Origin of the sequence: Methylocella sp. CPCC 101449 (assembly GCF_031921685.1) — a bacterium.
Classification (GTDB): domain Bacteria; phylum Pseudomonadota; class Alphaproteobacteria; order Rhizobiales; family Beijerinckiaceae; genus Terripilifer.
On record NZ_JAPDHU010000001.1, the window covers coordinates 1,544,407 to 1,568,293 of the forward strand.

Consider the following 23,887-nt stretch of genomic DNA (forward strand, 5'->3'; position numbering starts at 1 on the left):
TTACAACCGCCTTATTCGAACTGAAGTCGGCCTTCGCCTTTTCGGCGGAGGTCGCGATCTGGAGCAAAGAATGAAAGCGCGTGTCACCGTCACGTTGAAGACGGGCGTTCTCGATCCGCAGGGCAAGGCCATCGAAGGCGCGTTGCGGTCGCTCGGCATCGATGGTGTCGACAGCGTGCGGCAGGGCAAGGTGTTCGACATCGAACTCGGCACCGTCGACAAGGCCGGCGCCGAAGCGGCGTTGAAAAATGCCTGCGAGAAGCTGCTCGCCAATACGGTGGTCGAGAACTATCGCGTCGAAATTCTCTGAGGCTTATTCATGAAAGCCGCCGTCCTCCTATTTCCTGGCATCAATCGCGAGAACGATGTGGCGCGCGCGCTGGCGCAGTCGGGCGTCAAGCCGACCATCGTCTGGCATGCCGAACATGACCTGCCCCAAGGCACCGATCTTGTCGTCGTGCCGGGTGGGTTCAGCTATGGCGATTATCTGCGCTGCGGGGCCATCGCCGGGCGCGCCAACATCATGGACGCGGTGCGGGCTCATGCGGCGCGCGGCGGCCTGGTGCTGGGCATCTGCAACGGCTTCCAGATCCTGTGCGAGAGCGGCCTTCTGCCGGGCGTACTGATGCGCAACCGCGATTTGAAGTTCATCTGCAAGGAACAGTATCTGCGCGTCGAGCGCCACGATACGGCCTATACCAATGCCTATAGCCACCATCAGATCATCAAGGTCTGCATCGCCCACGGCGAAGGTAACTACGTTGCCGACAGCGCCACGATCCAGACGCTCGAAGGCGAGGGCCGTGTGGCTTTCCGTTATTGCGACGCGGCCGGCCATTTCGGCGGCAAGGGCAATCCGAACGGTTCGATGAACGACATCGCCGGCATTTATTCGGAGAAGCTCAACGTGCTCGGCATGATGCCGCATCCGGAAAATCTGATCGATTCCCTGATCGGCGGCATCGACGGCCGCGGCATGTTTGAAAGTCTTGGCGCGTTCGGCGCGCGCGCCGCATGAGGCGTGCTGCCGTTTTCTTCACGCGCGGTCCGCAATCGGATGGAACCAGTGCATCGTAACGAACCTGAAATCACACCGGCTCTTGTCGCTGAACACGGGCTGAAGCCCGACGAATATGAGCGCATTCTGGCGCTGATCGGGCGCACGCCTAGCATCACCGAACTCGGTATTTTCTCGGCGATGTGGAACGAACATTGTTCCTACAAATCGTCGCGCCTGCATCTGCGCTCGCTGCCGACGAAGGCGCCGTGGGTGATTCAGGGCCCCGGCGAAAACGCCGGCGTCATCGACATCGGCGATGGCGATGCCTGTATCTTCAAGATGGAAAGCCACAACCATCCCTCGTTCATCGAGCCCTATCAGGGCGCGGCGACGGGCGTCGGCGGCATTCTGCGCGATGTCTTCACCATGGGCGCGCGGCCCGTGGCCTGTTTGAATCTGCTGCGCTTCGGCTCGCCCGATCATCCGAAAACGCGCCATCTGCTGGAAGGCGTCGTCGCCGGTATCGGCGGCTATGGCAATTCCTTCGGCGTGCCGACAGTCGGCGGTTCGGTGAATTTCGACACGCGCTACGACGGCAATATTCTCGTCAACGCCATGGCGGTCGGTATCGCCAAGGCGAATGAGATTTTCTACGCCAAGGCGACGGGCGTCGGCCGGCCGATCGTCTATCTCGGCTCCAAAACCGGGCGCGACGGCATCCACGGCGCGACGATGGCCTCGGCCGAATTCGACGACAAGAGCGACGAGAAGCGCCCCACCGTGCAGGTCGGCGATCCGTTCTCGGAAAAGCTGCTGCTCGAAGCGACGCTCGAAATCATGGCCAAGGGCTGCGTCATCGCCATTCAGGACATGGGCGCGGCGGGTCTTACATCATCGGCGGTCGAGATGGGCGCCAAGGGCGATCTCGGCATCGAGCTCGATCTCGATAAAGTGCCGTGCCGCGAAGAGGGCATGACCGCTTATGAGATGATGCTGTCGGAGAGCCAGGAGCGCATGCTCATGGTGCTCGATCCCGCCAAGGAAGAAGAAGCGGAAGCCATCTTCCGCAAATGGGGTCTCGACTTCGCGGTGATCGGCAAGACCACCGACACCTTGCGCTTCGTCATCAAGCACCAGGGCGAAGTGAAGGCCGATCTGCCGATCAAGGAATTGGGCGATCAGGCGCCGCTTTATGACCGGCCGCATGTGGAAACGCCCAAGCAGCCTGTGATCGATGCGGACAAGGTCAATGCGCCGTTGCCGCACGATCAAGCGCTGCTGAAACTGGTGGCTTCGCCCGACCAGTGTTCGAAGCGCTGGGTGTGGGAACAATACGATCACCTCATTCTCGGCAACACCGTGCAGCAGCCGGGCGGCGATGCGGCGGTGATCCGTCTCGGCGACGGGCCGAAGGGCCTGGCGCTCTGCACCGACGTGACGCAGCGCTATTGCGAGGCCGATCCGTTCGAAGGCGGCAAGCAGGCGGTGGCGGAAGCGTGGCGCAATCTCACCGCCACCGGCGCGCTGCCCCGCGCGCTGACCGACAATCTCAACTTCGGCAATCCGGAACGGCCCGAGATCATGGGCCAGTTCGTGCATTGCGTGCGCGGCATCGGCGAAGCGGCGCGGGCGCTCGACTTCCCGATCGTCTCGGGCAATGTCTCGCTCTACAACGAGACGCAGGGACGCGGCATTCTGCCGACGCCTTCCATCGGCGGTGTCGGCGTCGTCGCCGATGTCACCAAGACGGTCGGCATCGGCTTCCGCTCGATCGGCGAAACCATTCTGCTGATCGGCGAAACCAAGGGCTGGCTCGGCCAGTCGATCTATCTCAGAGATGTCTGCGGCCGCGCCGAGGGCGCGCCACCGCCGGTGGATCTCGCCGCCGAGCGGCGCAATGGCGATGCGGTGCGCGCCTTGATCGGCAAGGGTCTTGTCGCCGCCTGCCACGATCTCTCCGATGGCGGCCTGGCGCTCGGCCTGGCTGAGATGACCATGCCCTATGGCATCGGCGCCACGATCGCCGATCCGGCGCAGGGCGTGTCGCTCACCGGCTGGCTGTTCGGCGAGGATCAGGGCCGCTATCTCCTGGCCTGCCAGACGCCGGACCTGGAAGACGTGGAAGCGGATTTGCGCGCCGCCGGCGTGCCCTTCGCGGTCATCGGCCGCACCGAGGGCAATATGCTGGCCCTGCCGGGCGCCGCGCCGATTTCAGTGCGGGCGATGGGACGGGCGCATGAGGCCTGGCTGCCCGATTATGTCGCTAAGGCCGAAGCCTGAGACGGGAAGGATAAAATCATGGCCATGCAGGCGAGCGAGATCGAACGGCTCATCCGGGAGGCGCTGCCGGATGCCCAGGTCGAAATCAAGGATTTGGCCGGGGATGGCGACCATTATGCCGCCACGGTGGTTTCGGCCGCTTTCAAGGGCAAGAGCCGGGTGCAGCAGCACCAGATCGTCTATGCGGCCCTGAAGGGCCAGATGGGCGGGGTACTCCATGCTCTGGCCCTCCAGACCAGCGCTCCGGAATAAAGGGCTGGCCCTGGCAGGGGGCCGGCGGAGCGTCTATATAGGCAGATGACAGCGGAGCCTTGACCTCCGTCTTGAAAGGATTTGGCCATGGCCAATGTGCAGGAACAGATTGCCCAGGTAGTCGCCAACAACGACGTCGTGCTGTTCATGAAAGGCACGCCGCAGTTCCCGATGTGCGGCTTCTCCAGCCAGGTTGTGCAGATTCTCGATTACCTTGGCGTGCCCTTCAACAGCGTCAACGTGCTCGACGACGAAGCCGTCCGCCAGGGCATCAAGGAATTCTCCAACTGGCCGACGATTCCGCAGCTCTATGTGAAGGGCGAATTCGTCGGCGGTTGCGACATCATCCGCGAAATGTTCCAGGCCGGCGAACTCGCCGCCCATTTCAAGGACAATGGCGTGCCGGTCTCCGAGACCGCCAATTCCTGACGTTCAAGTTTGACGGTCGAAAAGGGCCGTCAGCTTTCCATCGATTTCTTGGACATCGCCTGAGACCGCGAGCACCTTGGTGCGCGCGGTCGCGCCGTTTTGCAGCCTGACCGTCGAGCGCGGCAGATCGAGCGCCTGCGCCACCAGCCGAATCAGCGCGTCATTGGCTTTGCCATCTTCGGGAACCGCGCGGACGCGGATTTTCGCCACGCTGGAGCCGTCGCTCAGTGTCGTGGCCCCATCGATGCCGTCGCTCGCCGCTTTGGGCGTCAACCGCACCGACAGCCACACTTCGCCGTTACGCAGCGTCCAGGGCCGGGCGGCCAACTACTTGCCCAACTACATGCCGATGAATGAGGGATAGATGTAGTAGGCGATGATCCGCTGCAGCAGGAAGATCAGCAGCAGGAGAACGACCGGCGACAGGTCGACAGCACCCATATTGGGCAGGATATTGCGGATCGGCCGCAGCAAGGGCTCGGTGACCGCGGTTAGGGCCGACCAGATCGCGCGAACGAAATCATTGCGATAGTTAATCACATTGAAGGCGATCAGCCAGGACAGGACCGCCGAAATGACGATCACCCACGTATAGAGATCGAGGACAAGCAGGATAACGTCCAGAATCGCACGCATGCGTCCACCGGCAGCAAGAGGATCACTGGCGCCGGTTTAGAGCATTTTTTCCCATTGGGGAATGGCTTGGGTGGAGGTTCAGCCCAGGACGTGAACAGGGGCTTTGGGCGCCGGGCGGGGCGATTTGGCCGGATTGTGGCGAGTTCACGATCTGGCGCGAATGGCGTCAGTCTTACGTTGACAGTGTGCCGGCCGGGCCGTAAACCACGCGCGCTGGATCACAGATCCGGGGCTGTAGCTCAGATGGGAGAGCGCTGCAATCGCACTGCAGAGGTCAGGGGTTCGAATCCCCTCAGCTCCACCAATCCATCCCATTTCTGACGCGAAGCGCTCACCTTCGATTTTCTCAGGCACTCATCGCCCTTTCGGGGCTGATGGTTGCGGCCGGGCGAAATTCACCGGCGCGATATAGGTGTCGCGGGCGCCGGGCTTGGCGGCTGGAAAGGGCGGAAAGGGGCTGGAGCGGCGCAGGATCTCCAGGGCTTCATGATCGAGCGCGGCATTGCCCGAGGATTTCGTCACCGCGCTGTCGAGCACGTCGCCATTGCGGTTGAGCACGAACCGGACGACCGCCGTTCCAAATGCCCCGTGCGCCTCCTGCGGATAACGTTTGAACCGTTGCAGGTGACCGAAGACCAAAGCGTTGTAGGCGTTCGAACTGGCTTCGGTGAACTGGCCGATACGCTCCGTCTTTGGCGGCGCGCGGGTTTCCGGCACGGGGACCTGAGGGGTCTCTTGTGGCTTTTCAGTCTCCTTCGGCTCCTCGCGCGGCAGCGCGACCTCGGCCTGTTGCGGCGGCGTTTGAACCTGCTGTTCGACCGGCTTGTCCTCCACCTTCGGCGGTTCCTGCGGAACGGCATCGGCCTGCTGCATGGCCGGGCCGACGGCCACGTCCTGATCCTGGATCGTTGGCGAACTCGCTTCGACGGGTGCCAAGGAGACCGCGATCGCCGGTATGATATTGGGCGGGCTTGGCGCGTGCAGGGAATAGGCCACGAGCGCGGCGACGATTGCGGCATGCGTCAGCACGACCGCCGCCGCCGCCACGATCCATCGCGTCACCGCCCGCGGTGGTGCTTCATGCAACGCGAAAGGCGTCATGGCTTGAGAGGTCATGGTTTGGCCGCCGATCCTTCGAGTCCGACGAGTGCCAGCTTGAGATAGCCGGCGTCGCGCAAACTGTTCATCACCTCCATCAAGCTTCCGTAGTCGAGCGTCTTGTCGGCACGGATGAAAATCGTTTCGTCCTTGTGGCTGTCGGTTACCGCATCGAGCTGGCTGCCGAGCGCGTCGCGCGACACCACCGTTTCGCCGACAAGCACGGTGAGATCCGGCTTAATCGTGACGAACACCGGCTTGTCCGGACGCGGCTGTTCCGGCGCTGTGCTCGCCGGCAGATTGACGCCGACATCGACGGTGGCGAGCGGCGCGGCCACCATGAAAATAATCAGCAGGACGAGGATGACGTCGATGAAGGGCGTCACATTGATCTCGTGCTGGATTTCCAGATCGTCGCCGCTCGTGCGGGAGCCAAGGCGTACGGCCATGTTCGTTACTCCGCCGCTCGCGCCGAGACCGAGGATTTATTCAGATAGCTTCTGCTGATGATCAGCAGGAGTTGCGCCGAGGCGTCGGTCAGGCGCGCGCGATAGCCGGTGATCACGCGGGCCAGATGATTGTAGATCACCACGGCGGGAATGGCGGCCAGGAGGCCGATGGCGGTCGTCAACAGCGCTTCGGCAATGCCGGGCGCGACGACGGCGAGATTGGTGGTGTGGGCTTCGGAAATGCCGATGAAGGCATTCATGATGCCCCAAACCGTGCCGAACAGGCCGACGAACGGTGCCGTGGCGCCGATCGTGGCCAAGATGCCAGTGCCGCTGGAAATGCGTCGCCCGCTGGCGGCTTCCACTCTCTCCAGCCGCAAGGCGACGCGTTCCTTGAAGTCATCGTCCAGGAGGCCTTTCGACAAATCGATCTCCTGTGCCGCCGAACGGATCAACTGGGCCACCGCATCTGGCGCGTCGCCGCTGGCGCGCCAGGCTTCGGCCAGACCGCCACTCTCTTCCAGCGAACGAAGACGCCGCTGCGCGATCCGGGTCGCGGCCGCCAGTTCGATGGTCTTGGCCAGCCAGACGGTCCAGGTCACCAAAGAGGCGAAAGCCAAGCCGATCATCACCGCCTTCACGACGATGTCGGCACTCATGAACATGCCCCAAGGCGATAGGTCCTTCGGCAGTAGGCTCGACGATGCCTGTGCCAGCGCGGGCCCCGGCAGAAGGGCGAGGGCGAGCAGCGGAATGGGAATCGTTGCGCACCAGCGGGCGCCACGGCGCCATGTCAGATCGATATGTGTCATGCTGTTTCTCTTCTTCACGCGATCGTCCGATCAAAATTTTTGCGTCAGGCTGACGAAGAATCCGCGGCGCGGTCCGTATTGCGGCGCAAAGACGCCGATGCCCGACCCGTCCCTGATCTGGTAGACGGTGTCGAACAGGTTCACGACGTTGAACCGCAACGTCGCCGGCTTGGCGTCGCTGAGCCATTTGAAATCGTGCGAAATGCCGAGATTGACTTGCGAGTACCAGGGCAGGGTGCCGGTATTGGCGAAGCCGCTGCGCAGGCCGCTGCCGTAGATCAGGTCGAGCGAGAAACGCGTGCCGTTCCATAAATAGGAGGCACCTGCCGAGCCCGAGACGAACTGCGCATGATCGGTGTAAACGTAGTGGCCGGCGATATAGGAGAGTTCGTCGGCGCCGAACAAGAATTGATTGGAGACGATGTTGGTGGCGACCTGCCGCGCAACCGCGATATTGCTGTAGGCGCTGAAATTGCCGTTGGTGTATTTCGCACTCAGTTCGACACCGACATTTTCGCCGCGCGCATAGTTGAAGGCGGTAAGGATGTAGGCGGCGCCGAATTGCCCGTCGTCGAGGAGATCGCGGGCGATCTTGTAATAGGCGTCGACGCCAATCTCGAAGCCCGGCAGAACGCGATGAGTGACGCCGATGTCGAAATAGTGCGATCGTTCCGGCAGAACCGGGCTGTTGAGGCCGATCTCCGGCTGTTGCGTTGTATTTAGCGCCAGAGCGAGATTGGTCGGCGCGGCGAGAACCTGCTGCGGCGGCGTGAAATAGCGGGCATAGCCGGCGTGAAAGACGGTTCCCTCGACCGGCGTATAGGTCAGGCTGACGCGCGGGCTGAGCTGATTGGCGTTCACATATTGCGACATCTGATCGAAGCGCAGCCCGGCATTCAAGGTCAACTTGTCGTTGATCTTCCATTCGTCCTGCAGATAGGCGCCGAACAGAGTGCCGGTCTTCGAACTGGAATCGAAAATATTGATCGGCATGCTGGTCGGCTGCCCTTGATCGTCGAGCAGGAGAGCGGTCGAGGCATTCTTGACCGAGGTCTGTTCGACGCTGACGGTGAAGCCGGCGCGCAAGGTATGCGCATCGGCCCATTTGTAGGACAGATCGGTCTGAATGCCGTTGACGACGCTGCGGCGAGAGACGTCCGACGCCACGCCATTGAAAGCCAGATCGCCCAGCACATCCGGCTGGAAATGCAGGACGCTGGTGCGGTTGAAATAAGCCGCCTGCACGTCGAGCCCGTTGTTGGAATATTGCAGGGCCAGGACATTGAACTGGTTGAACTCGCGCTGCGTCTCGTTCAATTGCGCCGAGTTGAAATTTGAAAGGCCGAAGGGTGAAAACTGCGGCGGCTGTCCTGGATTGTTCGGAATTTGATACTGGCTGTTGGAGACGCCGCCCATGTAGGTGAGCCGCAGGGTCGGATCGATCACCGTCGATATATAGGCGAAGCCCTTGCCCTGGTCGGTGTGGTCGTGGATTGCCGACGTGCCGCGCGTTGGATTCTCTAGACCGATGTCGCTGCCGAAATAGCGGCCGGACACGTAATACTGAGTGTTGCCGACGGTGCCGCCATATTCGGCGCTTGGCGAGATGGTGCCACGGCTGCCGCCGTAGATGCCGACCGATCCGGAATTGTCGAAGGCGTTCTGTTTGGTCGTGATATCGACGACGCCGGCGGTGCGCAGACCGTATTGCGCCGGTAGAGCGCCGGTGATCAGCGACAGATTGACGATGATATTGCTGTCGAGAATCTGCCCGAAGGCGGCGACGCTGTCGGGCAGCATGACGCCGTTGATGCGATACTGCACATTGGCGTGTTCGTTGCGCACATGCAGATCGCCGCTGGCGGCCGAATCCTGCGAGACGCCGGGTGCCTGCAACAACACGCGATCGAGACTGGTGTTGGCGCCCTGCGGCAGGATGTCGATATTCTCTTGGGTGAGCCGGTAAGGATTGGTGCCGACCGGCGTATAGATGTTGCGCAGTGCCGTGTTGAAGACCTCGTGTCGTTGCGCCACCACCTGCGCTTGAGTGGGTGTCGGCGTCACTGGCCGTTCGTTGGTGGACAGCAGGTCCTGATCCACCGGCGTGCGCACCTGCGCGGTCGTGGAAGATCGTCTGGCCACAATGCGCGTTGCCGGGGCTCTGCGCGGCCGGCGCCGTTCCGCCGGCGCCGCGATACGCGTCTCGGGCAGGACGTTGCCGTCCGTCGCGGGCTTCTCTTCGGCCGCCGGCTGCGGCTCCTCGGATGGAACCGTGTTCTGCGGCGGGGTGGGCTGCGGATTGGGCTGGACCTGACTGGGTTGAGATGGGGGCGCAGGGGGCGGTGCTGGCTCCGAGGGCGCGGCTTGTGGCGCGGGACTGGGGGCGGCTTGTGCCGGCGCGGCGCCTTCGTCTTGCGCGAAAGAAGAAAAGCCCGACGCCGCGAGCCAAATGATGGATGAGACGGATAGCAGAAGGTCGCGCTTCACGCGCAGAGAGCCAATACGGTGCATAAGAATGTCCTGACCGGAATGTTCACGGCAAGTCGTTGGCGCCTAAAGCGCCTTCACTCGCATCGATGGACGGCCTTCAATCGATCGTATGGCGATATGTCTCGCGACACTTCGCTTCGGCAATCGAGACGGCGATGTCAGTCAGGTGATCGGCGGTCCGCGCGATTGAAAGACGCTGCGGTGCGCACGTTGAACGTCCGTCGTGGACGTGATGGCATAGTCGATTGATGCGACGGAGAATTCGACCGACAGGAGCGGCGGCGGCGCGGTGATGGCATTGGCCATCTCCGACATCGCCATGCAGATCGGACAGAGATCGTCCGCCTGACCTGAGGGCAATCCATCGTTCGAGGACGGAGCAGAGAGAAATGACGCGTTTTCAACGCCATAAGCCGCTCTGCCTTGGATCTCGTGCACGTGGCCGAACGACAGGCCCAGGTTGATCGCCAGAGCGATCAACGCAAGCCAACCCGCCTGCTGAATATGGTGCCTGATCCAGCGCATCTGAAGCCGAGTTTGCGGTCCCGTCAGAATGACGCCGCGATCCTATCCGACTGGGCTAACCGGTCAATGTGGCGAAGTTTGATCAAACGAGGGGTGGACGGATGTCATCGATCGGCCCCTATCATGCGTTCCCTTGGGTGTTGCAACGGACTCTGATCGGATCAACGCGTTCAGCAGAGGAGAGAGCGATATGAATGACAAGGTGAAGAAGGATATGGAAATCATCGGCGCCGATGGCGTTCATGTCGGAACGGTCGATAGTGTCGCCGGTCAGCGCATCAAGCTCAAGAAGAGCGACAGCTTCGGCCGTCATGAAGGCCATGCGCATTATATCGAAATGGGTTTTGTGGCCGGTGTCGAAGGCAACAAGGTGCGCCTCTCGGCGAATGCGGATATCGCCGTCACGCTCGAAGAAGAATCCTCCGGTCGTCCGGTCAAGCTGTGACGCCAAGCTGTGACACATGGAATGAGGTCGTTGGGCTGTCGCAACCGTTGACGCTGTGACATGCGGGAGGATCGGCCATGGACGAGTACGATCTCTATCTCAATGTGAAAAAGCCGTCGGTCGGCCTTTACGTCCGCAAGGGCGAAGGCCTTCCCGATCTTGCCGACAAGGACGATTGGGTTTTTGACGGAACGTGCGCACGGGATCTGCTGCCGGCTTCCGTGCTGGACAGCATCAAAACCAACGGCCATGCTTTTCGCAACATGGACTGATGTCACTCTTACCGATGAGGAGGTCTAGCGTGACGAAGCCGGCCTTTCCCGCCTCTCATCTGCGCGTGAAACGTGCCTATGAGCCGGCGGCCGCGGATGACGGAACGCGTCTTCTCGTCGATCGGCTTTGGCCGCGTGGACTGAGCCGCGACAAGGCCGAGGTGAGCGATTGGCTCAAGGATATCGCGCCCAGCACGGCGCTGCGCCAATGGTTCGGGCATGATCCGGAACGATGGCCGGACTTTCAGCGTCGTTACGAAGCCGAGCTTCAGCAGCATTCATCAGAACTCGATCGCATTCGCGCCCTTGCCAAGAAACAGACGGTGACCCTCGTTTATGGCGCGCATGACGAGCTGCACAATAACGCGGTGGCGCTGAGGAATTTTCTTCTTCGCGGAAAAGCCGATGGGGTGGCGAAACAGAAAGATTGATACGTCGATAGAGAGACAAGGCGGTCGTCATGCCGAAACTGTCTTATCAAGCCGAGCAACTTCTGGCCGCTGCGGAGATTCTCGTTGGCGCGGCCGATCTCGAAACGCGCCTGCTGGCTGCCTTTCGCTCCATGCCGGCTCCGGAGGAAGCCGATCTCGATGCATTTCCCGATATCAAAAAAGCTTATGCTATGCTCATCGATGCGGCCACGCGTGTGAGGGATCAGCCGGGCGTCGATTTTCTTCAGGCCACCATTTCCTCGCTCAATGATGAAGAGGCGGAGCGGCTGGCGCGACAGGTTCTTTCGCTTCTGGTCGCCGTCACCAAGATAGATGCCCAGCAGTCGTAAGCCATACAGCCATACAGCCATTTTTGACGAGAAACGAAGCAATGGATTTTGCTTTTGCCACCAAATTTCTGGGCGCCTTGTTCGCCATCATGAACCCGTTCATCAATCTGCCGATCTTCTTGGCGATGACCGCCGACAAATCCGTGGCCGAGCAGCGCAGCATGGCGCGTGCGATCCTGCTCTACACGGCGGTCATGTGCGTCATCATCTCGCTGGCGGGCCGCTATATCCTCGGCTTCTTCGGTATCACCATCGATTCCTTCCGTGTCGCCGGTGGATTGGTGCTTCTGGGCATCGCGCTCTCCATGCTCAACGGCCAGCCCATCACCTCGCATGAGCGGGGCGAACAGGAGAAGCGGGCGGAAGACAGCGCCAGCCCGGACAACAGTATCGCTTTCTATCCGATGACGTTCCCGATGATCGTCGGGCCAGGCACCATCGCCACCCTGATCGTCTATGCATCGCAAGCTCATCAGATCGAACATTACCTATCGTTCGGCGTGGTGCTGCTGGCCGTACTCCTGGCTCTGTTCGTCGTTCTCTTTTTCGCCGCGACGATCGGCAAATTGCTGTCGTCGAAAATCCGCGTCGTCATGACCCGCCTGATGGGCATGATCCTCGCCGCCATCGCCGTCGAAATGGTCTTCGATGGGGCCAAGGCCATGCTGCCCGGTCTTGCTTGACGATGATTTTAAAAATTCTCCAATAATTACAAAATGATAGATATGTATTGCGATCGCCGCGCCGCGCTGGTGGCATGGCTCGCAATCCGCGCTGTTCCGTGATGCGAAACGGTCCGACGTTTCGCGGACAGCGGTTCCCCTGCATCGTAGGCCTGAGCGGTGCTGCCGTCGCCGACGGCCAAGCGAACAGATTATTCGAGGGGGCTGGAACCGCCGATGCCATCGCGCGTCCTCATCACATGCGCCGTGACGGGCAATCAAACCACGCCCGAGATGACACCGCATCTGCCGATCACGCCGCAGGATATCGCCGAGGCTTGCTTGGGCGCGGCGGAAGCGGGCGCCGCCGCCGTGCATATTCACGTGCGCGATCCCCGCAGCGGCCGCCCGTCCATGGAGATCGATTATTATCGCGATGTCGTCGCGCGCATCCGCGCCAAGAATACGGAGGTCATCCTCAATCTGACGACAGGGCCGGGCGGCCGGTTCGCGCCCGATAAAGACGATCCGAAAATCGCCGGCCCCGGCACAACGCTGATGCGGCCGGAAGACCGCGTGGCACATATCGCGCTGCTCAAGCCCGATATCTGCACCCTCGACCTCAACACGATGAACTCCGGCAAGGAAGTCGTCATCAACACGCCGGGTAACATTCGCCGCATGGCGGCGGTGATCCGCCAGGCCGGAGTGAAGCCGGAGATCGAACTGTTTGATTCCGGCGACATCGCCTTGTGCCGTGATCTCGTCAGTGATGGCACGCTCGATGGTCTGGTTCTGTGTTCGATCGTCATGGGCGTGAAATACGGCTTTCAGCCCTCGCCCGAGACCGTGCTTTACGCGCGCGGGCTTTTGCCGCCGGGCACGCTGTGGACCGCTTTCGGCACCGGCCGTTCGGCCTTTCCCATGGTGGCGCAATCCTATCTCGCCGGCGGCCATGTCCGCGTCGGTCTGGAGGATGCGATCTATCTGGAGAGGGGCGTTCTCGCGCAATCCAACGCGCTCATGGTCGAGAAGGCGCGCGGCATCGTCGAAGCCTTGGGCGGAGAGATCGCCACGGCACGGCAGGCCCGCGACATGCTCGGGCTGCGGGAGCGCTGCATGAGTTAGGGAATCCATCAAGCCACGCAGGCCTGAACTGGGAGGGGAAAAGCATGCGTTCATTGTCTTTGGGTTTGTTCGGCCTGGCGCTCGCGCTGGCGCCGTGTCTGGCCTCTGGTGCCGCTCACGCATCGCAGGCCTGGCCTGATCGTCCGGTCACTTTGATGGTGCCGTTCCCGGCCGGTTCCGCCGTCGACACGCTGGCCCGCTCCGTCGCGCAATCCTTGAGCGAGGATTTCGGCAAACAGTTCATCGTCGACAATCGCGGCGGTGCCGGTGGCAATGTCGGTGGCGCGGCTGTCGCCAAGTCGGCGGCCGATGGCTACACCTTCCTGTTCGGTACGCCGGCGCCGATCGCGCTCAACAAGCTCATGTACAAGGGCCTGTCCTATGATTCCGAGCGCGATTTCACGCCGGTCATTCTCGTCGCCAAATCGCCGCTCGCCATTTCAGCGAAGCTCGACTTTCCGGCGAAGACGCTGGGCGAGCTGATCGCCTATGCCAAGAAGAACCCCGGCAAGGTCAATGTCGGCCATCCCGGCATCGGCACGCTCGGCCACATCAGCTCGGTTCTCATTCAGCAATTCGCCGGTGTGGAAATGACCAATGTGCCCTATCGTGGCACGGCGCCGTTGATGGCGGACCTGCTCTCGGGGCAGGTCGACGTGGTCATGGATTTCATGCCGACCTATGTGCCGCTGGCCGACGACAACAAGATTCGCGCTTTGGCGGTGACGACGAGCCAGCGTGCGCCGCAATTGCCCAATGTGCCGACGGTGCAGGAAGCCGGCTTCAAGGGCTTTGAGGCAACCGCCTGGTATGCGATCGTCGCGCCGACGGGCACGCCGCCCGAGATCGTCGACAAGATGAACAAGGGCGTCAATGCCTTCCTGAAAAGCGAACGCGGCAAGAGCCTGCTCAATCTGAACGCTCTGCAAGGCGTCGGCGGCTCGCCGGATGATTTGAAGACGTTCATCGGCAGCGAGCTCACCAAATGGGCGCCCGTGATCAAGGCTGCCAATATCACCATGTAGGCGGGGCAAGATCGTCGGGGCCAGCGTTGGGCTGCCCCCACGATTGATCGCCAAAACATCTGAATTCATACAAATATGCTGAATTCTCAAGGGAGCGGTTCGGGCCTCATGATCCGGCCGCCCCTGGCGAGTGCAGCGGTCGTTTCACGTCTGCATGCATACGTATTGAAGCTATCTGTCAGCGCTCATCGAGGCCCAATATTTCAATAAAAACAGGAGCCCAAGATGAAACGCGGTGGATTGCTTCTCGGACTGGCCGTCTCGTGGCTGGCGACGGCGGCGGTGGCGCAACAGCCGGTCAAGATCGGCATGATCACGACGCTGTCGGGACCTGCCGGCTATCTCGGGCAGGACGTGCGCGACGGTTTCAAGCTGGCGCTCGATATGGCCGACGGCAAGCTCGGTGGCGCGCCGATCGACATGGTCGTCGAGGATGACGGCCTCAAGCCCGGGCAGGGCAAACAGATCGCCGAACGGATGATGAGCGTCGACAAGATCAAGCTGATCAGCGGCCTGGTCTTCTCCAATGTCGCTTCCGCCGTAGTGCCCGACGTGGTCGATGCCGGTGGCATCGTCATCAGTCCGAATGCCGGCCCGTCGGAATTCGCCGGCCGCGAATGTCATCGCAATTATTTCGTCATGTCCTGGCTCACCGATACGATGCAGGGCAGCGCCGGCCGCAATGCGACGCAGCTCGGCTACAAAAGAGCTTTCGTCCTGGCGCCGAACTATGCCGCCGGCCGCGATGCGATCACCGGCTTCAAGCGTTTCTTCGAAGGCCAGGTGATCGGCGAAATCTATACGCGCCTCGATCAGACCGATTTCGCCGCCGAAATGGCGCAGATCCGCGCCGCCAAGCCCGATGTGGTGTTCCAGTTCCATCCCGGCGGTCTCGGCATCGCTTTCCTGCGTCAATATCAGCAGGCTGGTCTGCTCGGCACGATTCCGATGGTGATCGCCGAACCCTCGATGGATCACGCCATTCTCAAAGCGGTCGGCGAAGCGGCGCTCGGCCTCAACGTCTCCGGTCATTGGAACGCCGATCTCGATAATGCGGCCAACAAGACTTTCGTCGCCGCTTTCGAAAAGGCCTATGGCCGCGTGCCGACGATGTATGCGGCGCAGGGCTATGACACGGCGCTCGCCATTGGCGCGGCGCTGCGCAAGACAGGCGGCAAAATCGACGATACCGAAGCCTTCCGCACCGCGATGCTGCGAGCAGATTTTGAATCGGTGCGTGGCCCCTTCAAGTTCGGCGCCAACCAGCATCCGATCCAGAATTGGTATGCGATGAAAGTTGAGAAGGACGCGAGCGGCGCGCCGACATTGAAGACGACGGGCACGATCCTGACGAATTACGTCGATCCCTTCGCCGCGCAATGTAAGCCGTGAATTCATAGACTTTAGAGTTTTGCGAAAGCGCGCGGGAATCCGTCAGGGTTCCCGCGCGCTGTCGTTTCGCGACAGATTTCCGTCGTTGTTTCGAGGTGGAAGCCGACGAAACAGATTAAGTTTTATGTCGATGATTGCGCGGCGTGAGGGCGGCGCACATTGTCGTGATCGCTCAGGCCCGGCTGGATGGCGCGACCAAAGCCGTATTTGTCTATCCGCCACAATCGGTATATTTTAGATATTTCATCGGCTTAGAGCCTTCGGCGCGGGGGCGGCGCGCGGCGAAACGAGGGCTTCGTTGGCGGCGCGGTCCCGGTTGGGGAATAGTGAGGCGTTCGGTCTGCGATTCTCGGTCCCGTGATTCTTGCAAACTGTTAATTCGACGGCTCTCGCGAATTTCGACATATCGAAGCTGAAGCAGGTTGGAGAAGGCGGCTTTGGAGCAACGTGTCGATCCTCCGAAGGAAAAGGACATCGTCAATCCGACGCAGCGCCGGTCGCGTGGCTCGGGCATCGTCTGGCTGATCGTTCTCGCTCTGCTCGCGGTCGGTGCCTATTGGTGGACGCATCGCCAGCAGCCGGCGGGGCAGCCCGGTCCCGCCCAGGTGCGGCGTGGCGCGCCGCCCGCTTCCGTCGGCGTCGCGGCGATCAGCACCGGCAGTATCGATGTCGCGCTCGATGCGCTGGGCACGGTGACGTCGCTGGCGACCATCACCGTGCGCACGCAAATCAGCGGTCAGCTCGTGCAGGTGGCTTTCACCGAGGGGCAGGAGGTCAAGAAAGGCGACCTGCTGGCACAGATCGATCCGCGCCCCTATGAGGCGGCCCTGGCGCAGGCGAAGGGCCAGCTCACGCGCGATCAGGCCATGCTGCAAGGCGCCCAGGTCGATCTGAAACGCTATCAGCAATTGGCGGCGCAGAATGCGGTGCAGCGTCAGACCTTGGACACGCAGGTGGCTCTGGTGGCGCAATATCAAGGCACCGTCGAAGCCGATCAGGCGAGCGTCAAGGCGGCCGAGGTCAATCTGGTCTTCACCCGCATCGTTTCGCCGGTCGATGGCCGTGCCGGTCTGCGCCTCATCGACCAGGGCAATTACGTCACGCCGACCGACACCAATGGCATCGTGGTGATCACGCAATTGCAGCCGATCAGCGTGCTGTTCACCGTGCCGGAAGATCAATTGCCGGCGATCCGCCAGCGTCTCGCCAGTGGTGCGACCCTGCCGGTGACGGCCTTCGATCGCACCGGCAACAGCAAACTGGCCGATGGCAAGCTGAGCACGTTCGACAGTTCGATCGATACGACCACGGGCACGATCAAGCTGCGCGGCATGTTCGACAATGCCAGCCACAGCCTCTATCCCAATCAGTTCGTCAATGTGGAACTGCTCGTCGAGCGGCGCGACAATGTGGTGATCGCGCCGACGCCGGCGATCCAGCGCGGCTCGCCCGGCACATTCGTCTACGTGGTGAATGCCGACAGCACGGTCTCGGTGCGTAAGGTCACGTTGGGTACGACCAACGGCGAGCGGGTCGAAATTCGCGATGGGCTGAAGGCCGGCGAAACCGTCGTCGTCGACGGCATCGACCGGCTGCGCGATGGCGCTCATATCAACGTGCATCGTGATGCGCCCGCAGCGGCGGCGCCGACGCAGCCGGCCACGCCCAATGCCGCACCGTCGGGCCAAAGCAACGGCCAACGTAATGGACCAGGTGGTCCTGCGGGTGGTCCTGGCGGCGGCCGTCGCAACCAAGGTGGCCAGAACCAGGGCGGTCAGTCACCATGAACCCGTCACGCCCGTTCATCCTGCGGCCGGTCGCAACCACCCTTCTGATGATTGCGATTTTGCTGTCGGGCATGCTGGCGTTTCGCTTCCTGCCGATCTCGGCCCTGCCGCAGGTCGATTATCCGACCATCCAGGTGCAGACGTTTTATCCGGGTGCCAGCCCGGACGTGATGACCTCGTCGGTGACCGCACCGCTGGAAGTACAGCTCGGCCAGATCCCCAATCTGGAGCAGATGAGTTCGATCAGCTCGGCTGGCGCCTCGGTCATCACTTTGCAATTCAGTCTCGCCATTTCGCTCGATATCGCCGAACAGCAGGTGCAGGCCGCCATCAACGCCGCCGGCAATCTACTGCCGGCCGATCTGCCGGCGCCGCCGATCTATGCCAAGGTCAATCCGGCCGATGCGCCGGTGCTCACCCTCGGGCTCACCTCCAAGACGTTGGCCTTGCGCGACGTGCAGCAGATGGCCGATACGCGGCTGGCGCAGAAGATTTCGCAATTGCCCGGCGTCGGCCTCGTCAGCCTCAGCGGCGGGCAGCGCCCGGCGGTGCGCGTGCAGGCCGATCCGCGCAAGCTGGCCGCCTATGGCCTCAATATCGACGATCTACGCACGACGCTCGGCAATGCCAATGTCAATCAGCCGAAAGGCAATTTCGACGGGCCGACGCGCGGCTATACGGTCAATGCCAACGATCAATTGCAGAGCGCCGATCAATATCGGCCTTTGATCGTCGCCTATAAGAATGGCGCGGCGGTGCGGCTGAGCGACGTGGCCGTCGTGGTCGACGGCACCGAGAACAACAAGCTCGCCGCCTGGATGAACGAGACGCCAGCCATTATCGTCAACATCCAGCGCCAGCCCGGCGCCAACGTCATCGACGTGGTCGACCGCATCAAGGGGCTGCTGCCGCAGCTCGAGGCCTCGTTGCCGAGCGCCATCGAGGTGACGGTGATGACCGACCGGACGACGACGATCCGCGCTTCCGTGCGCGATGTCGAATATGAACTCACCCTGGCGGTGATCCTGGTCGTCCTGGTGATCTTCGTCTTCCTGCGCAGCGCCCGCGCCACGCTCATTCCCAGTCTCTCGGTGCCGCTTTCGCTGGTCGGCACATTGGGCGTCATGTATCTGTTCGGCTACAGCCTCGACAATCTGTCCTTGATGGCGCTGACCGTCGCCACCGGTTTCGTCGTCGACGATGCCATCGTGGTGATCGAGAATATCTCGCGCTATATCGAGGAAGGCGATACGCCTCTCGAAGCCGCGCTCAAGGGCTCCGAGCAGATCGGCTTCACCATCATTTCCTTGACCGTCTCGCTGATCGCCGTGCTGATCCCGCTTCTGTTCATGAGTGACGTGGTCGGGCGGCTGTTTCGCGAATTCGCCATCACTTTGTCGACCACCATCCTGATTTCGGCGGTGGTGTCGCTCACCCTCGTGCCGATGGCCTGCGCCAAGCTGCTGCAAGCGCAGGCGGAGGTGCGGGAGAACCGCTTTCAGCGCGCCAGCCGCGAATTTTTCGATTGGGTGATCCGGGGCTATGGCCACATGCTCACCTGGGTGCTCGACCGGCAGGCCGCCACGCTGCTGGTGGCGCTGGGGACCCTGGCACTGACGACCATTCTCTATATCGAAATCCCCAAGGGCTTCTTCCCCGTTCAGGACACCGGCGTCATCCAGGCCATCACCGAGGCGCCGCAGGCGACCTCCTATGCCGCCATGGCCGAGCGACAGCAGAAGCTGGCGGCGGTCCTTCTCAAGGACAAGGACATCGACAGCCTGTCGTCCTTCATCGGCGTCGATGGCACCAATACGACGCTCAATGTCGGGCGGATGCTGATCAACCTGAAGCCGCGCGAAGAGCGCCAGTCCGACATCACCACGGTGATCGACCGGCTGAAGGAGAGCGCCCAGGTGGTGCCGGGCATGACGCTCTACATGCAGCCCGTGCAGGATCTGACCATCAGCGGCACGGTCAGCCGCACCCAGTATCAATTCGTCTTGCAGGATGCCAATGCGGCGGAACTGTCGGAATGGGCGCCGAAACTGGTCGACAAGCTCGGCACCCTGCCGCAGCTTGCCGATGTCACCAGCGATCTCTCCGATCGCGGCCTGTCCGTCTTCATCGATATCGATCGCAGCCAGGCGGCGCGTTTCGGCGTGACGCCGGCCACCGTCGACAATGCGCTCTATGACGCGTTCGGCCAGCGCATCGTCTCGACGATTTTCACCGCGTCGAGCCAGCAGCGCGTCATTCTCGAAGCCTCGCCCGACATGCAGCAGTCATTGCGTTCGCTGTCGTCGATCTATCTGCCGACATCGACGGGCGGCGATCCGATCCCGCTCTCGGTCGTCGCCAAGCCGCGCATCGAGACCGCGCCGCTGCAAGTCACCCATATGGGGCAATTCCCCTCGACCACCATTTCGTTCAACCTAGCGCCGAAGGCCTCGCTGGGCGAAGCGGTCGATGCCATCAAGCAGGCACAGGCCGAGATCGGCATGCCGGCCAGCATCATCGTCACCTTCCAGGGCACGGCCGCGGCCTTCCAGGCGGCGCTGGGCAACGAGCTGTTCCTCATTCTGGCGGCCGTGGTCACCGTCTATATCGTGCTCGGCGTGCTCTATGAGAGCTTCATCCACCCGATCACCATTCTCTCGACCCTGCCGTCGGCGGGTATCGGCGCCTTGCTTGCGTTGATGCTGGCCGGCGAGGACCTGACGATCATCGCACTGATCGGCATCATTCTCTTGATCGGCATCGTCAAGAAAAACGCCATCATGATGATCGACTTCGCCCTGGAGGCGCAGCGCCATGAGGGGCGCTCGCCACGCGAGGCGATCTATCAGGCCTGTCTGCTGCGCTTCCGGCCGATCCTGATGACGACGACCGCGGCGATCCTCGGCGCGCTGCCGTTGATGCTGGGCACCGGCGTCGGCTCTGAACTGCGTCATCCGCTGGGCGTGAGCATCGTCGGTGGCCTTCTGGTGAGCCAGGTGCTGACCTTGTTCACCACGCCGGTCATCTATCTGTGGTTCGACGGGCTGGCGACGCGGCTGCGCGGACATCCGGAACTGCCGGAGGGACAGGGGGCGGATCTGACGCCATGAACCTGTCGATCCCCTTCATCCGCCGCCCGGTGGCGACGACGTTGCTGACGGTGGGTCTGATCGCCACCGGCGTCGTCGCTTTTCCGTTGCTGCCGGTGGCGCCGCTGCCGCAGGTCGATTATCCGGTGATTTCCGTGCGCGCCACCATGCCCGGCGCCAGCCCGCAGGTGATGGCCAATACGGTGGCGAGCCCGCTGGAGCGTCGTCTCGGCCAGATCGCCGATGTCAATGAAATGACCTCGTCGAGCAGTGTCGGCAGCACGCGCGTCACCCTGCAATTCGGGCTGAACCGGGATATCGACGGGGCGGCGCGCGACGTGCAGGCGGCGATCAATGCGGCCCGTGCCGATCTGCCGACGAGTCTGCGTTCCAACCCGACCTATCGCAAGGTCAATCCGGCCGACGCGCCGATCCTCATCCTGGCGCTGACGTCCGACACGCTGACGCGCGGCCAGATCTACGATGCGGCCAGTACGGTGCTGGCGCAAAAGCTGTCGCAGGTCGGGGGCATCGGCGAAGTGGACGTCAACGGTAGTTCGCTGCCGGCGGTGCGCGTCGAGCTCAATCCGCAATTGCTCTATCATTATCGCATCGGCCTGGAAGACGTACGTGCGGCGCTCGGCGCCGCCAATGCGCATGCGCCGAAAGGCGCGATCGAAGAGGGCCCCTTACGCTATCAGATCTATGCCAACGATCAGGGCATCGTCGCTGCCGACTATCGCGATCTGGTGATCGCCTATCGCAACAATGCGCCGGTGCATTTGCGCGATGTGGCGGCGGTGAACGATTCCGTCGAGAACCTGCGCAATGCCGGCCTCGCCAATGGCAAGCCGGCAGTGCTGCTCGTGCTGTTTCGCTCGCCCAATGCGAATATCATCGATACGGTCGATCGCGTCCGCGCCCTCATTCCCACATTGCAAGCCTCGGTTTCGCCGGCCATTGAGCTTTCGGTAGCGCTCGATCGCTCGACCACCATTCGCGCCTCGCTGAAGGAGGTCGAACGCACTCTGATGATTTCGATCATCCTGGTGATCTTGGTCGTTTTCGCCTTTCTGCGCGATTGGCGCGCCACTCTGGTGCCGATCGTCGCCGTGCCGGCGTCGCTGATCGGCACGCTCGGCATCATGTATCTGCTGGGATTCAGCATCGATAATCTGTCGCTGATGGCGCTGACGGTGGCGACGGGCTTCGTCGTCGACGATGCGGTGGTGGTTCTCGAAAATATCTCGCGGCATCGCTCGCTCGGGCTTTCGCGGATCGAGGCGGCGATCAAGGGGTCGCAGGAGGTCGGTTTCACGGTCGTGTCGATGAGTTTCTCGCTCATCGCCGTCTTCATTCCGATCCTGCTGATGAGCGGGCTCGTCGGCCGCCTCTTTCGCGAATTCGCCATTACCTTGTCGGCGGCCATTCTGGTGTCGCTGGTGATTTCGCTGACCACCACGGCGATGATGTGTTCGGTGCTGCTGCGCGAGGAGAGCGGCGAGCACGGGCGCGTCTACCGGGCCAGCGAACGGGCTTTTGAGGCGATGCTCGATCTCTATCGCCGTACCTTGTCCTGGGCGCTCGATCATCCGCGCTTCATCATGCTGCTATTGTTGGGAACGCTCGGTCTCAACGGCTATCTCTACGTGTCGATTCCGAAGGGGTTCTTTCCGCAGCAAGATACCGGGCAGATCATGGGCGCCATCCAGGCCGACCAGGCGATCTCCTTCCAGGCGATGTCGCAGAAGCTGACGCAATTCGCCGATATCGTCAAAAGCGATCCGGCGGTGAATACGGCGGTGGGCTTCACGGGCGGCGGCCAGACCAATTCCGGTTTCATGTTCGTGTCGTTGAAGCCTCTGGCGGAACGCGGCGTCACGGCCGATCAGGTGATCGCGCGCTTGCGCGGCCGGCTCGCGGTGGTGCCCGGCGCCACGTTGTTTCTGCAGGCGGCGCAAGACATCCGCATGGGCGGGCGCCAGTCGAATGCGCAATATCAATATACGCTGCAGGGCGACGACGCGGCGGAAATAGCCGAATGGGCGCCCAAATTGACGGCGGCCTTGCAGCAGGATCCTGGCCTGCGCGACGTCAACAGCGATCAGCAGAACAAGGGTCTTGAGGCCAATATCGTGATCGATCGCGACACGGCCGCGCGCCTGGGCATCACCGTCAGTCAGATCGACAACACGCTCTATGATGCCTTCGGCCAGCGCCAGGTGTCGACCATCTATGTGGCGCGCAATCAATATCACGTGGTGATGGAGGTGGCGCCGCAATATTGGCAGAACCCCGAAACCTTGAAGCAGGTTTACATTTCTACGTCGGGCGGTTCGGTCGCCGGCTCGCAGGCGACCAATGCGGTGGCGGGCACCTATGTGGCGCCCGGGCAATCGACGGCGGCCGCATCCGCCAATGCGAAAGCGGCGATCAACCAGGCGAACAATTCCATCGGCGCCGTCGGCAAGACCGTCAGTTCCACCGGATCTGCTGTCAGCACGTCCGCCGAGACCGTGGTGCCGCTGGCGGCCGTGGCGCAATTCGCGCCGGGCAGCACGCCATTGTCGGTCAATCATCAAGGCCTTTTCGTCGCCAGCACCATTTCCTTCAATCTGGCGCCGGGCATTGCTCTCAGTGACGCGGTGGCGGCGATCGACGAAGCCAAGGCGCGCATTCGCATGCCGCCGACCATTCACGGCAGTTTCCAGGGCACGGCCAGCGCTTTTCAGGATTCGCTCGCCAGCCAGCCGATGCTGATCCTCACCGCCTTGATCGCCGTCTATATCGTGCTGGGCGTTCTCTATGAAAGCTATGTGCATCCGCTGACGATCTTGTCGACTTTGCCTTCTGCTGGTGTCGGCGCGCTGATGGCGCTGGATGTCTTTGGGCTTGAATTTTCGATCATGGCCTTGATCGGCGTCATCCTGTTGATCGGCATCGTCAAGAAGAATGCGATCATGATGATCGACTTCGCCTTGCATGCGGAGCGCACCGAAAATCTTTCGGCGCATGATGCGATCTACCAGGCCTGCCTGTTGCGCTTCCGGCCGATCATGATGACGACCATGGCGGCGCTGCTGGGGGCGGTGCCGCTGGCGATCGGTTTTGGCGAGGGCAGTGAATTGCGTCGGCCGCTGGGGGTGGCGATCGTCGGCGGCTTGATCCTGAGCCAGGTTCTGACACTCTATACGACCCCGGTGATCTATATTTACATCGATCGCTTCCGGCTCTGGGCACAAAGCTGGCGGCGGCCGGCGCGTCCGGTGTTGCGTGGCAGCGGGTCGCCGAACTGAAGGTGTGACGGATGGGTTCTGGAGTCAGCGTGCGTGGGG

The 23,887-nt window shown here is 62.0% G+C and carries 23 protein-coding genes and 1 tRNA gene; 17 read left to right on the forward strand and 7 right to left on the reverse strand.

Translation table 11 applies throughout. From position 1 onward, the window contains the following. Nucleotides 1-70 precede the first annotated feature (70 nt). The 5 genes from purS (at nt 71) to grxD (ending at nt 3,961) form a co-directional block, all read left to right on the forward strand. Complete coding sequence (gene purS, locus OIM99_RS07095) at nt 71-310, forward strand: phosphoribosylformylglycinamidine synthase subunit PurS (protein WP_311849627.1); 240 nt, start codon at nt 71-73, stop codon at nt 308-310. A 9-nt stretch (nt 311-319) separates the two neighbouring features. Then, nucleotides 320-1,018 (forward strand): phosphoribosylformylglycinamidine synthase subunit PurQ, encoded by a 699-nt coding sequence (gene purQ / locus OIM99_RS07100; protein ID WP_311849628.1) that lies wholly within the window; start codon nt 320-322, stop codon nt 1,016-1,018. A 48-nt stretch (nt 1,019-1,066) separates the two neighbouring features. After that, nucleotides 1,067-3,280 carry a phosphoribosylformylglycinamidine synthase subunit PurL gene (purL, locus tag OIM99_RS07105; RefSeq protein ID WP_409371482.1) on the forward strand — a complete coding sequence of 738 codons (2,214 nt, stop codon included), beginning with the start codon at nt 1,067-1,069 and terminating at the stop codon, nt 3,278-3,280. An 18-nt stretch (nt 3,281-3,298) separates the two neighbouring features. Further along, a complete protein-coding gene (locus tag OIM99_RS07110) occupies nt 3,299-3,532 on the forward strand; it encodes a BolA family protein (protein WP_311849630.1) in 234 nt (77 codons plus the stop codon). An 87-nt stretch (nt 3,533-3,619) separates the two neighbouring features. After that, nucleotides 3,620-3,961, forward strand: coding sequence for a Grx4 family monothiol glutaredoxin (grxD, locus tag OIM99_RS07115; RefSeq protein WP_311849631.1), 342 nt, complete (start codon nt 3,620-3,622; stop codon nt 3,959-3,961). Between the two features lie 3 nt (nt 3,962-3,964). Here the strand turns inward: grxD and OIM99_RS07120 are convergent, their stop codons facing one another. Beyond that, complete coding sequence (locus OIM99_RS07120; protein WP_311849632.1) at nt 3,965-4,288, reverse strand: DUF167 family protein; 324 nt, start codon at nt 4,286-4,288, stop codon at nt 3,965-3,967. A 12-nt stretch (nt 4,289-4,300) separates the two neighbouring features. Then, nucleotides 4,301-4,597 (reverse strand): YggT family protein, encoded by a 297-nt coding sequence (locus OIM99_RS07125; protein WP_311849633.1) that lies wholly within the window; start codon nt 4,595-4,597, stop codon nt 4,301-4,303. A gap of 228 nt (nt 4,598-4,825) precedes the next feature. Between OIM99_RS07125 and OIM99_RS07130 the strand changes: the two genes are divergently transcribed. Then, nucleotides 4,826-4,901, forward strand: a tRNA-Ala gene (locus OIM99_RS07130). Nucleotides 4,902-4,951: 50 nt separating this feature from the next. Here the strand turns inward: OIM99_RS07130 and OIM99_RS07135 are convergent. The 5 genes from OIM99_RS07135 to OIM99_RS07155 all read right to left on the reverse strand — a co-directional run bounded on the left by OIM99_RS07135 (nt 4,952) and on the right by OIM99_RS07155 (nt 9,971). Then, a complete protein-coding gene (locus tag OIM99_RS07135) occupies nt 4,952-5,713 on the reverse strand; it encodes an energy transducer TonB (protein ID WP_311849634.1) in 762 nt (253 codons plus the stop codon). Then, nucleotides 5,710-6,144, reverse strand: a complete 435-nt coding sequence (gene exbD / locus OIM99_RS07140; protein ID WP_311849635.1) for a TonB system transport protein ExbD — start codon at nt 6,142-6,144, stop codon at nt 5,710-5,712. Before exbD ends, OIM99_RS07135 begins: the two co-directional genes overlap by 4 nt. 5 nt (nt 6,145-6,149) lie before the next feature. Beyond that, a complete protein-coding gene (exbB, locus tag OIM99_RS07145; protein ID WP_311849636.1) occupies nt 6,150-6,956 on the reverse strand; it encodes a tonB-system energizer ExbB in 807 nt (268 codons plus the stop codon). A gap of 30 nt (nt 6,957-6,986) precedes the next feature. Beyond that, complete coding sequence (locus OIM99_RS07150; RefSeq protein ID WP_311849637.1) at nt 6,987-9,467, reverse strand: TonB-dependent receptor domain-containing protein; 2,481 nt, start codon at nt 9,465-9,467, stop codon at nt 6,987-6,989. Between the two features lie 141 nt (nt 9,468-9,608). Continuing rightward, nucleotides 9,609-9,971: a hypothetical protein gene (locus tag OIM99_RS07155; protein ID WP_311849638.1), complete on the reverse strand. Its 363-nt coding sequence runs from the start codon at nt 9,969-9,971 to the stop codon at nt 9,609-9,611. Nucleotides 9,972-10,161: 190 nt separating this feature from the next. Between OIM99_RS07155 and OIM99_RS07160 the strand changes: the two genes are divergently transcribed. From OIM99_RS07160 to OIM99_RS07210, 11 genes are all read left to right on the forward strand, one after another. Then, a complete protein-coding gene (locus OIM99_RS07160; RefSeq protein WP_311849639.1) occupies nt 10,162-10,416 on the forward strand; it encodes a DUF2171 domain-containing protein in 255 nt (84 codons plus the stop codon). Between the two features lie 77 nt (nt 10,417-10,493). Next, nucleotides 10,494-10,688 (forward strand): hypothetical protein, encoded by a 195-nt coding sequence (locus OIM99_RS07165; protein ID WP_311849640.1) that lies wholly within the window; start codon nt 10,494-10,496, stop codon nt 10,686-10,688. 29 nt (nt 10,689-10,717) lie between these two features. Then, nucleotides 10,718-11,119, forward strand: a complete 402-nt coding sequence (locus OIM99_RS07170; RefSeq protein ID WP_311849641.1) for a DUF488 domain-containing protein — start codon at nt 10,718-10,720, stop codon at nt 11,117-11,119. Between the two features lie 29 nt (nt 11,120-11,148). Then, on the forward strand, nt 11,149-11,469 hold the full coding sequence (locus OIM99_RS07175) for a hypothetical protein (RefSeq protein WP_311849642.1): 321 nt from the start codon (nt 11,149-11,151) through the stop codon (nt 11,467-11,469). Between the two features lie 41 nt (nt 11,470-11,510). Continuing rightward, a complete protein-coding gene (locus OIM99_RS07180; RefSeq protein ID WP_311849643.1) occupies nt 11,511-12,152 on the forward strand; it encodes a MarC family protein in 642 nt (213 codons plus the stop codon). 216 nt (nt 12,153-12,368) lie between these two features. Next, on the forward strand, nt 12,369-13,259 hold the full coding sequence (locus tag OIM99_RS07185) for a 3-keto-5-aminohexanoate cleavage protein (protein ID WP_311849644.1): 891 nt from the start codon (nt 12,369-12,371) through the stop codon (nt 13,257-13,259). Between the two features lie 44 nt (nt 13,260-13,303). Beyond that, nucleotides 13,304-14,284 (forward strand): tripartite tricarboxylate transporter substrate binding protein, encoded by a 981-nt coding sequence (locus OIM99_RS07190; protein WP_311849645.1) that lies wholly within the window; start codon nt 13,304-13,306, stop codon nt 14,282-14,284. A 225-nt stretch (nt 14,285-14,509) separates the two neighbouring features. After that, nucleotides 14,510-15,676 carry an ABC transporter substrate-binding protein gene (locus OIM99_RS07195; protein WP_311849646.1) on the forward strand — a complete coding sequence of 389 codons (1,167 nt, stop codon included), beginning with the start codon at nt 14,510-14,512 and terminating at the stop codon, nt 15,674-15,676. Nucleotides 15,677-16,113: 437 nt separating this feature from the next. Beyond that, the gene (locus OIM99_RS07200; protein ID WP_311849648.1) at nt 16,114-17,463 is read left to right on the forward strand and encodes an MdtA/MuxA family multidrug efflux RND transporter periplasmic adaptor subunit; all 1,350 of its coding nucleotides are present in this window, start codon (nt 16,114-16,116) and stop codon (nt 17,461-17,463) included. Continuing rightward, nucleotides 17,460-20,573 (forward strand): MdtB/MuxB family multidrug efflux RND transporter permease subunit, encoded by a 3,114-nt coding sequence (locus tag OIM99_RS07205; RefSeq protein WP_311849649.1) that lies wholly within the window; start codon nt 17,460-17,462, stop codon nt 20,571-20,573. Before OIM99_RS07200 ends, OIM99_RS07205 begins: the two co-directional genes overlap by 4 nt. After that, nucleotides 20,570-23,848 carry an efflux RND transporter permease subunit gene (locus tag OIM99_RS07210; RefSeq protein ID WP_311849650.1) on the forward strand — a complete coding sequence of 1,093 codons (3,279 nt, stop codon included), beginning with the start codon at nt 20,570-20,572 and terminating at the stop codon, nt 23,846-23,848. Before OIM99_RS07205 ends, OIM99_RS07210 begins: the two co-directional genes overlap by 4 nt. The last annotated feature ends 39 nt before the right edge of the window (nt 23,849-23,887 follow it).

Bases quoted from the DNA above. Each gene is read 5' to 3' on its own strand.
- purS (WP_311849627.1), top strand. From the start codon at position 71: ATGAAAGCGCGTGTCACCGTCACGTTGAAGACGGGCGTTCTCGATCCG.
- purQ (WP_311849628.1), top strand. From the start codon at position 320: ATGAAAGCCGCCGTCCTCCTATTTCCTGGCATCAATCGCGAGAACGAT.
- OIM99_RS07110 (WP_311849630.1), top strand. From the start codon at position 3,299: ATGGCCATGCAGGCGAGCGAGATCGAACGGCTCATCCGGGAGGCGCTG.
- grxD (WP_311849631.1), top strand. From the start codon at position 3,620: ATGGCCAATGTGCAGGAACAGATTGCCCAGGTAGTCGCCAACAACGAC.
- OIM99_RS07125 (WP_311849633.1), bottom strand. From the start codon at position 4,597: ATGCGTGCGATTCTGGACGTTATCCTGCTTGTCCTCGATCTCTATACG.
- OIM99_RS07135 (WP_311849634.1), bottom strand. From the start codon at position 5,713: ATGACCTCTCAAGCCATGACGCCTTTCGCGTTGCATGAAGCACCACCG.
- exbD (WP_311849635.1), bottom strand. From the start codon at position 6,144: ATGGCCGTACGCCTTGGCTCCCGCACGAGCGGCGACGATCTGGAAATC.
- exbB (WP_311849636.1), bottom strand. From the start codon at position 6,956: ATGACACATATCGATCTGACATGGCGCCGTGGCGCCCGCTGGTGCGCA.
- OIM99_RS07150 (WP_311849637.1), bottom strand. From the start codon at position 9,467: ATGCACCGTATTGGCTCTCTGCGCGTGAAGCGCGACCTTCTGCTATCC.
- OIM99_RS07155 (WP_311849638.1), bottom strand. From the start codon at position 9,971: ATGCGCTGGATCAGGCACCATATTCAGCAGGCGGGTTGGCTTGCGTTG.
- OIM99_RS07160 (WP_311849639.1), top strand. From the start codon at position 10,162: ATGAATGACAAGGTGAAGAAGGATATGGAAATCATCGGCGCCGATGGC.
- OIM99_RS07165 (WP_311849640.1), top strand. From the start codon at position 10,494: ATGGACGAGTACGATCTCTATCTCAATGTGAAAAAGCCGTCGGTCGGC.
- OIM99_RS07175 (WP_311849642.1), top strand. From the start codon at position 11,149: ATGCCGAAACTGTCTTATCAAGCCGAGCAACTTCTGGCCGCTGCGGAG.
- OIM99_RS07180 (WP_311849643.1), top strand. From the start codon at position 11,511: ATGGATTTTGCTTTTGCCACCAAATTTCTGGGCGCCTTGTTCGCCATC.
- OIM99_RS07185 (WP_311849644.1), top strand. From the start codon at position 12,369: ATGCCATCGCGCGTCCTCATCACATGCGCCGTGACGGGCAATCAAACC.
- OIM99_RS07190 (WP_311849645.1), top strand. From the start codon at position 13,304: ATGCGTTCATTGTCTTTGGGTTTGTTCGGCCTGGCGCTCGCGCTGGCG.
- OIM99_RS07195 (WP_311849646.1), top strand. From the start codon at position 14,510: ATGAAACGCGGTGGATTGCTTCTCGGACTGGCCGTCTCGTGGCTGGCG.
- OIM99_RS07205 (WP_311849649.1), top strand. From the start codon at position 17,460: ATGAACCCGTCACGCCCGTTCATCCTGCGGCCGGTCGCAACCACCCTT.
- OIM99_RS07210 (WP_311849650.1), top strand. From the start codon at position 20,570: ATGAACCTGTCGATCCCCTTCATCCGCCGCCCGGTGGCGACGACGTTG.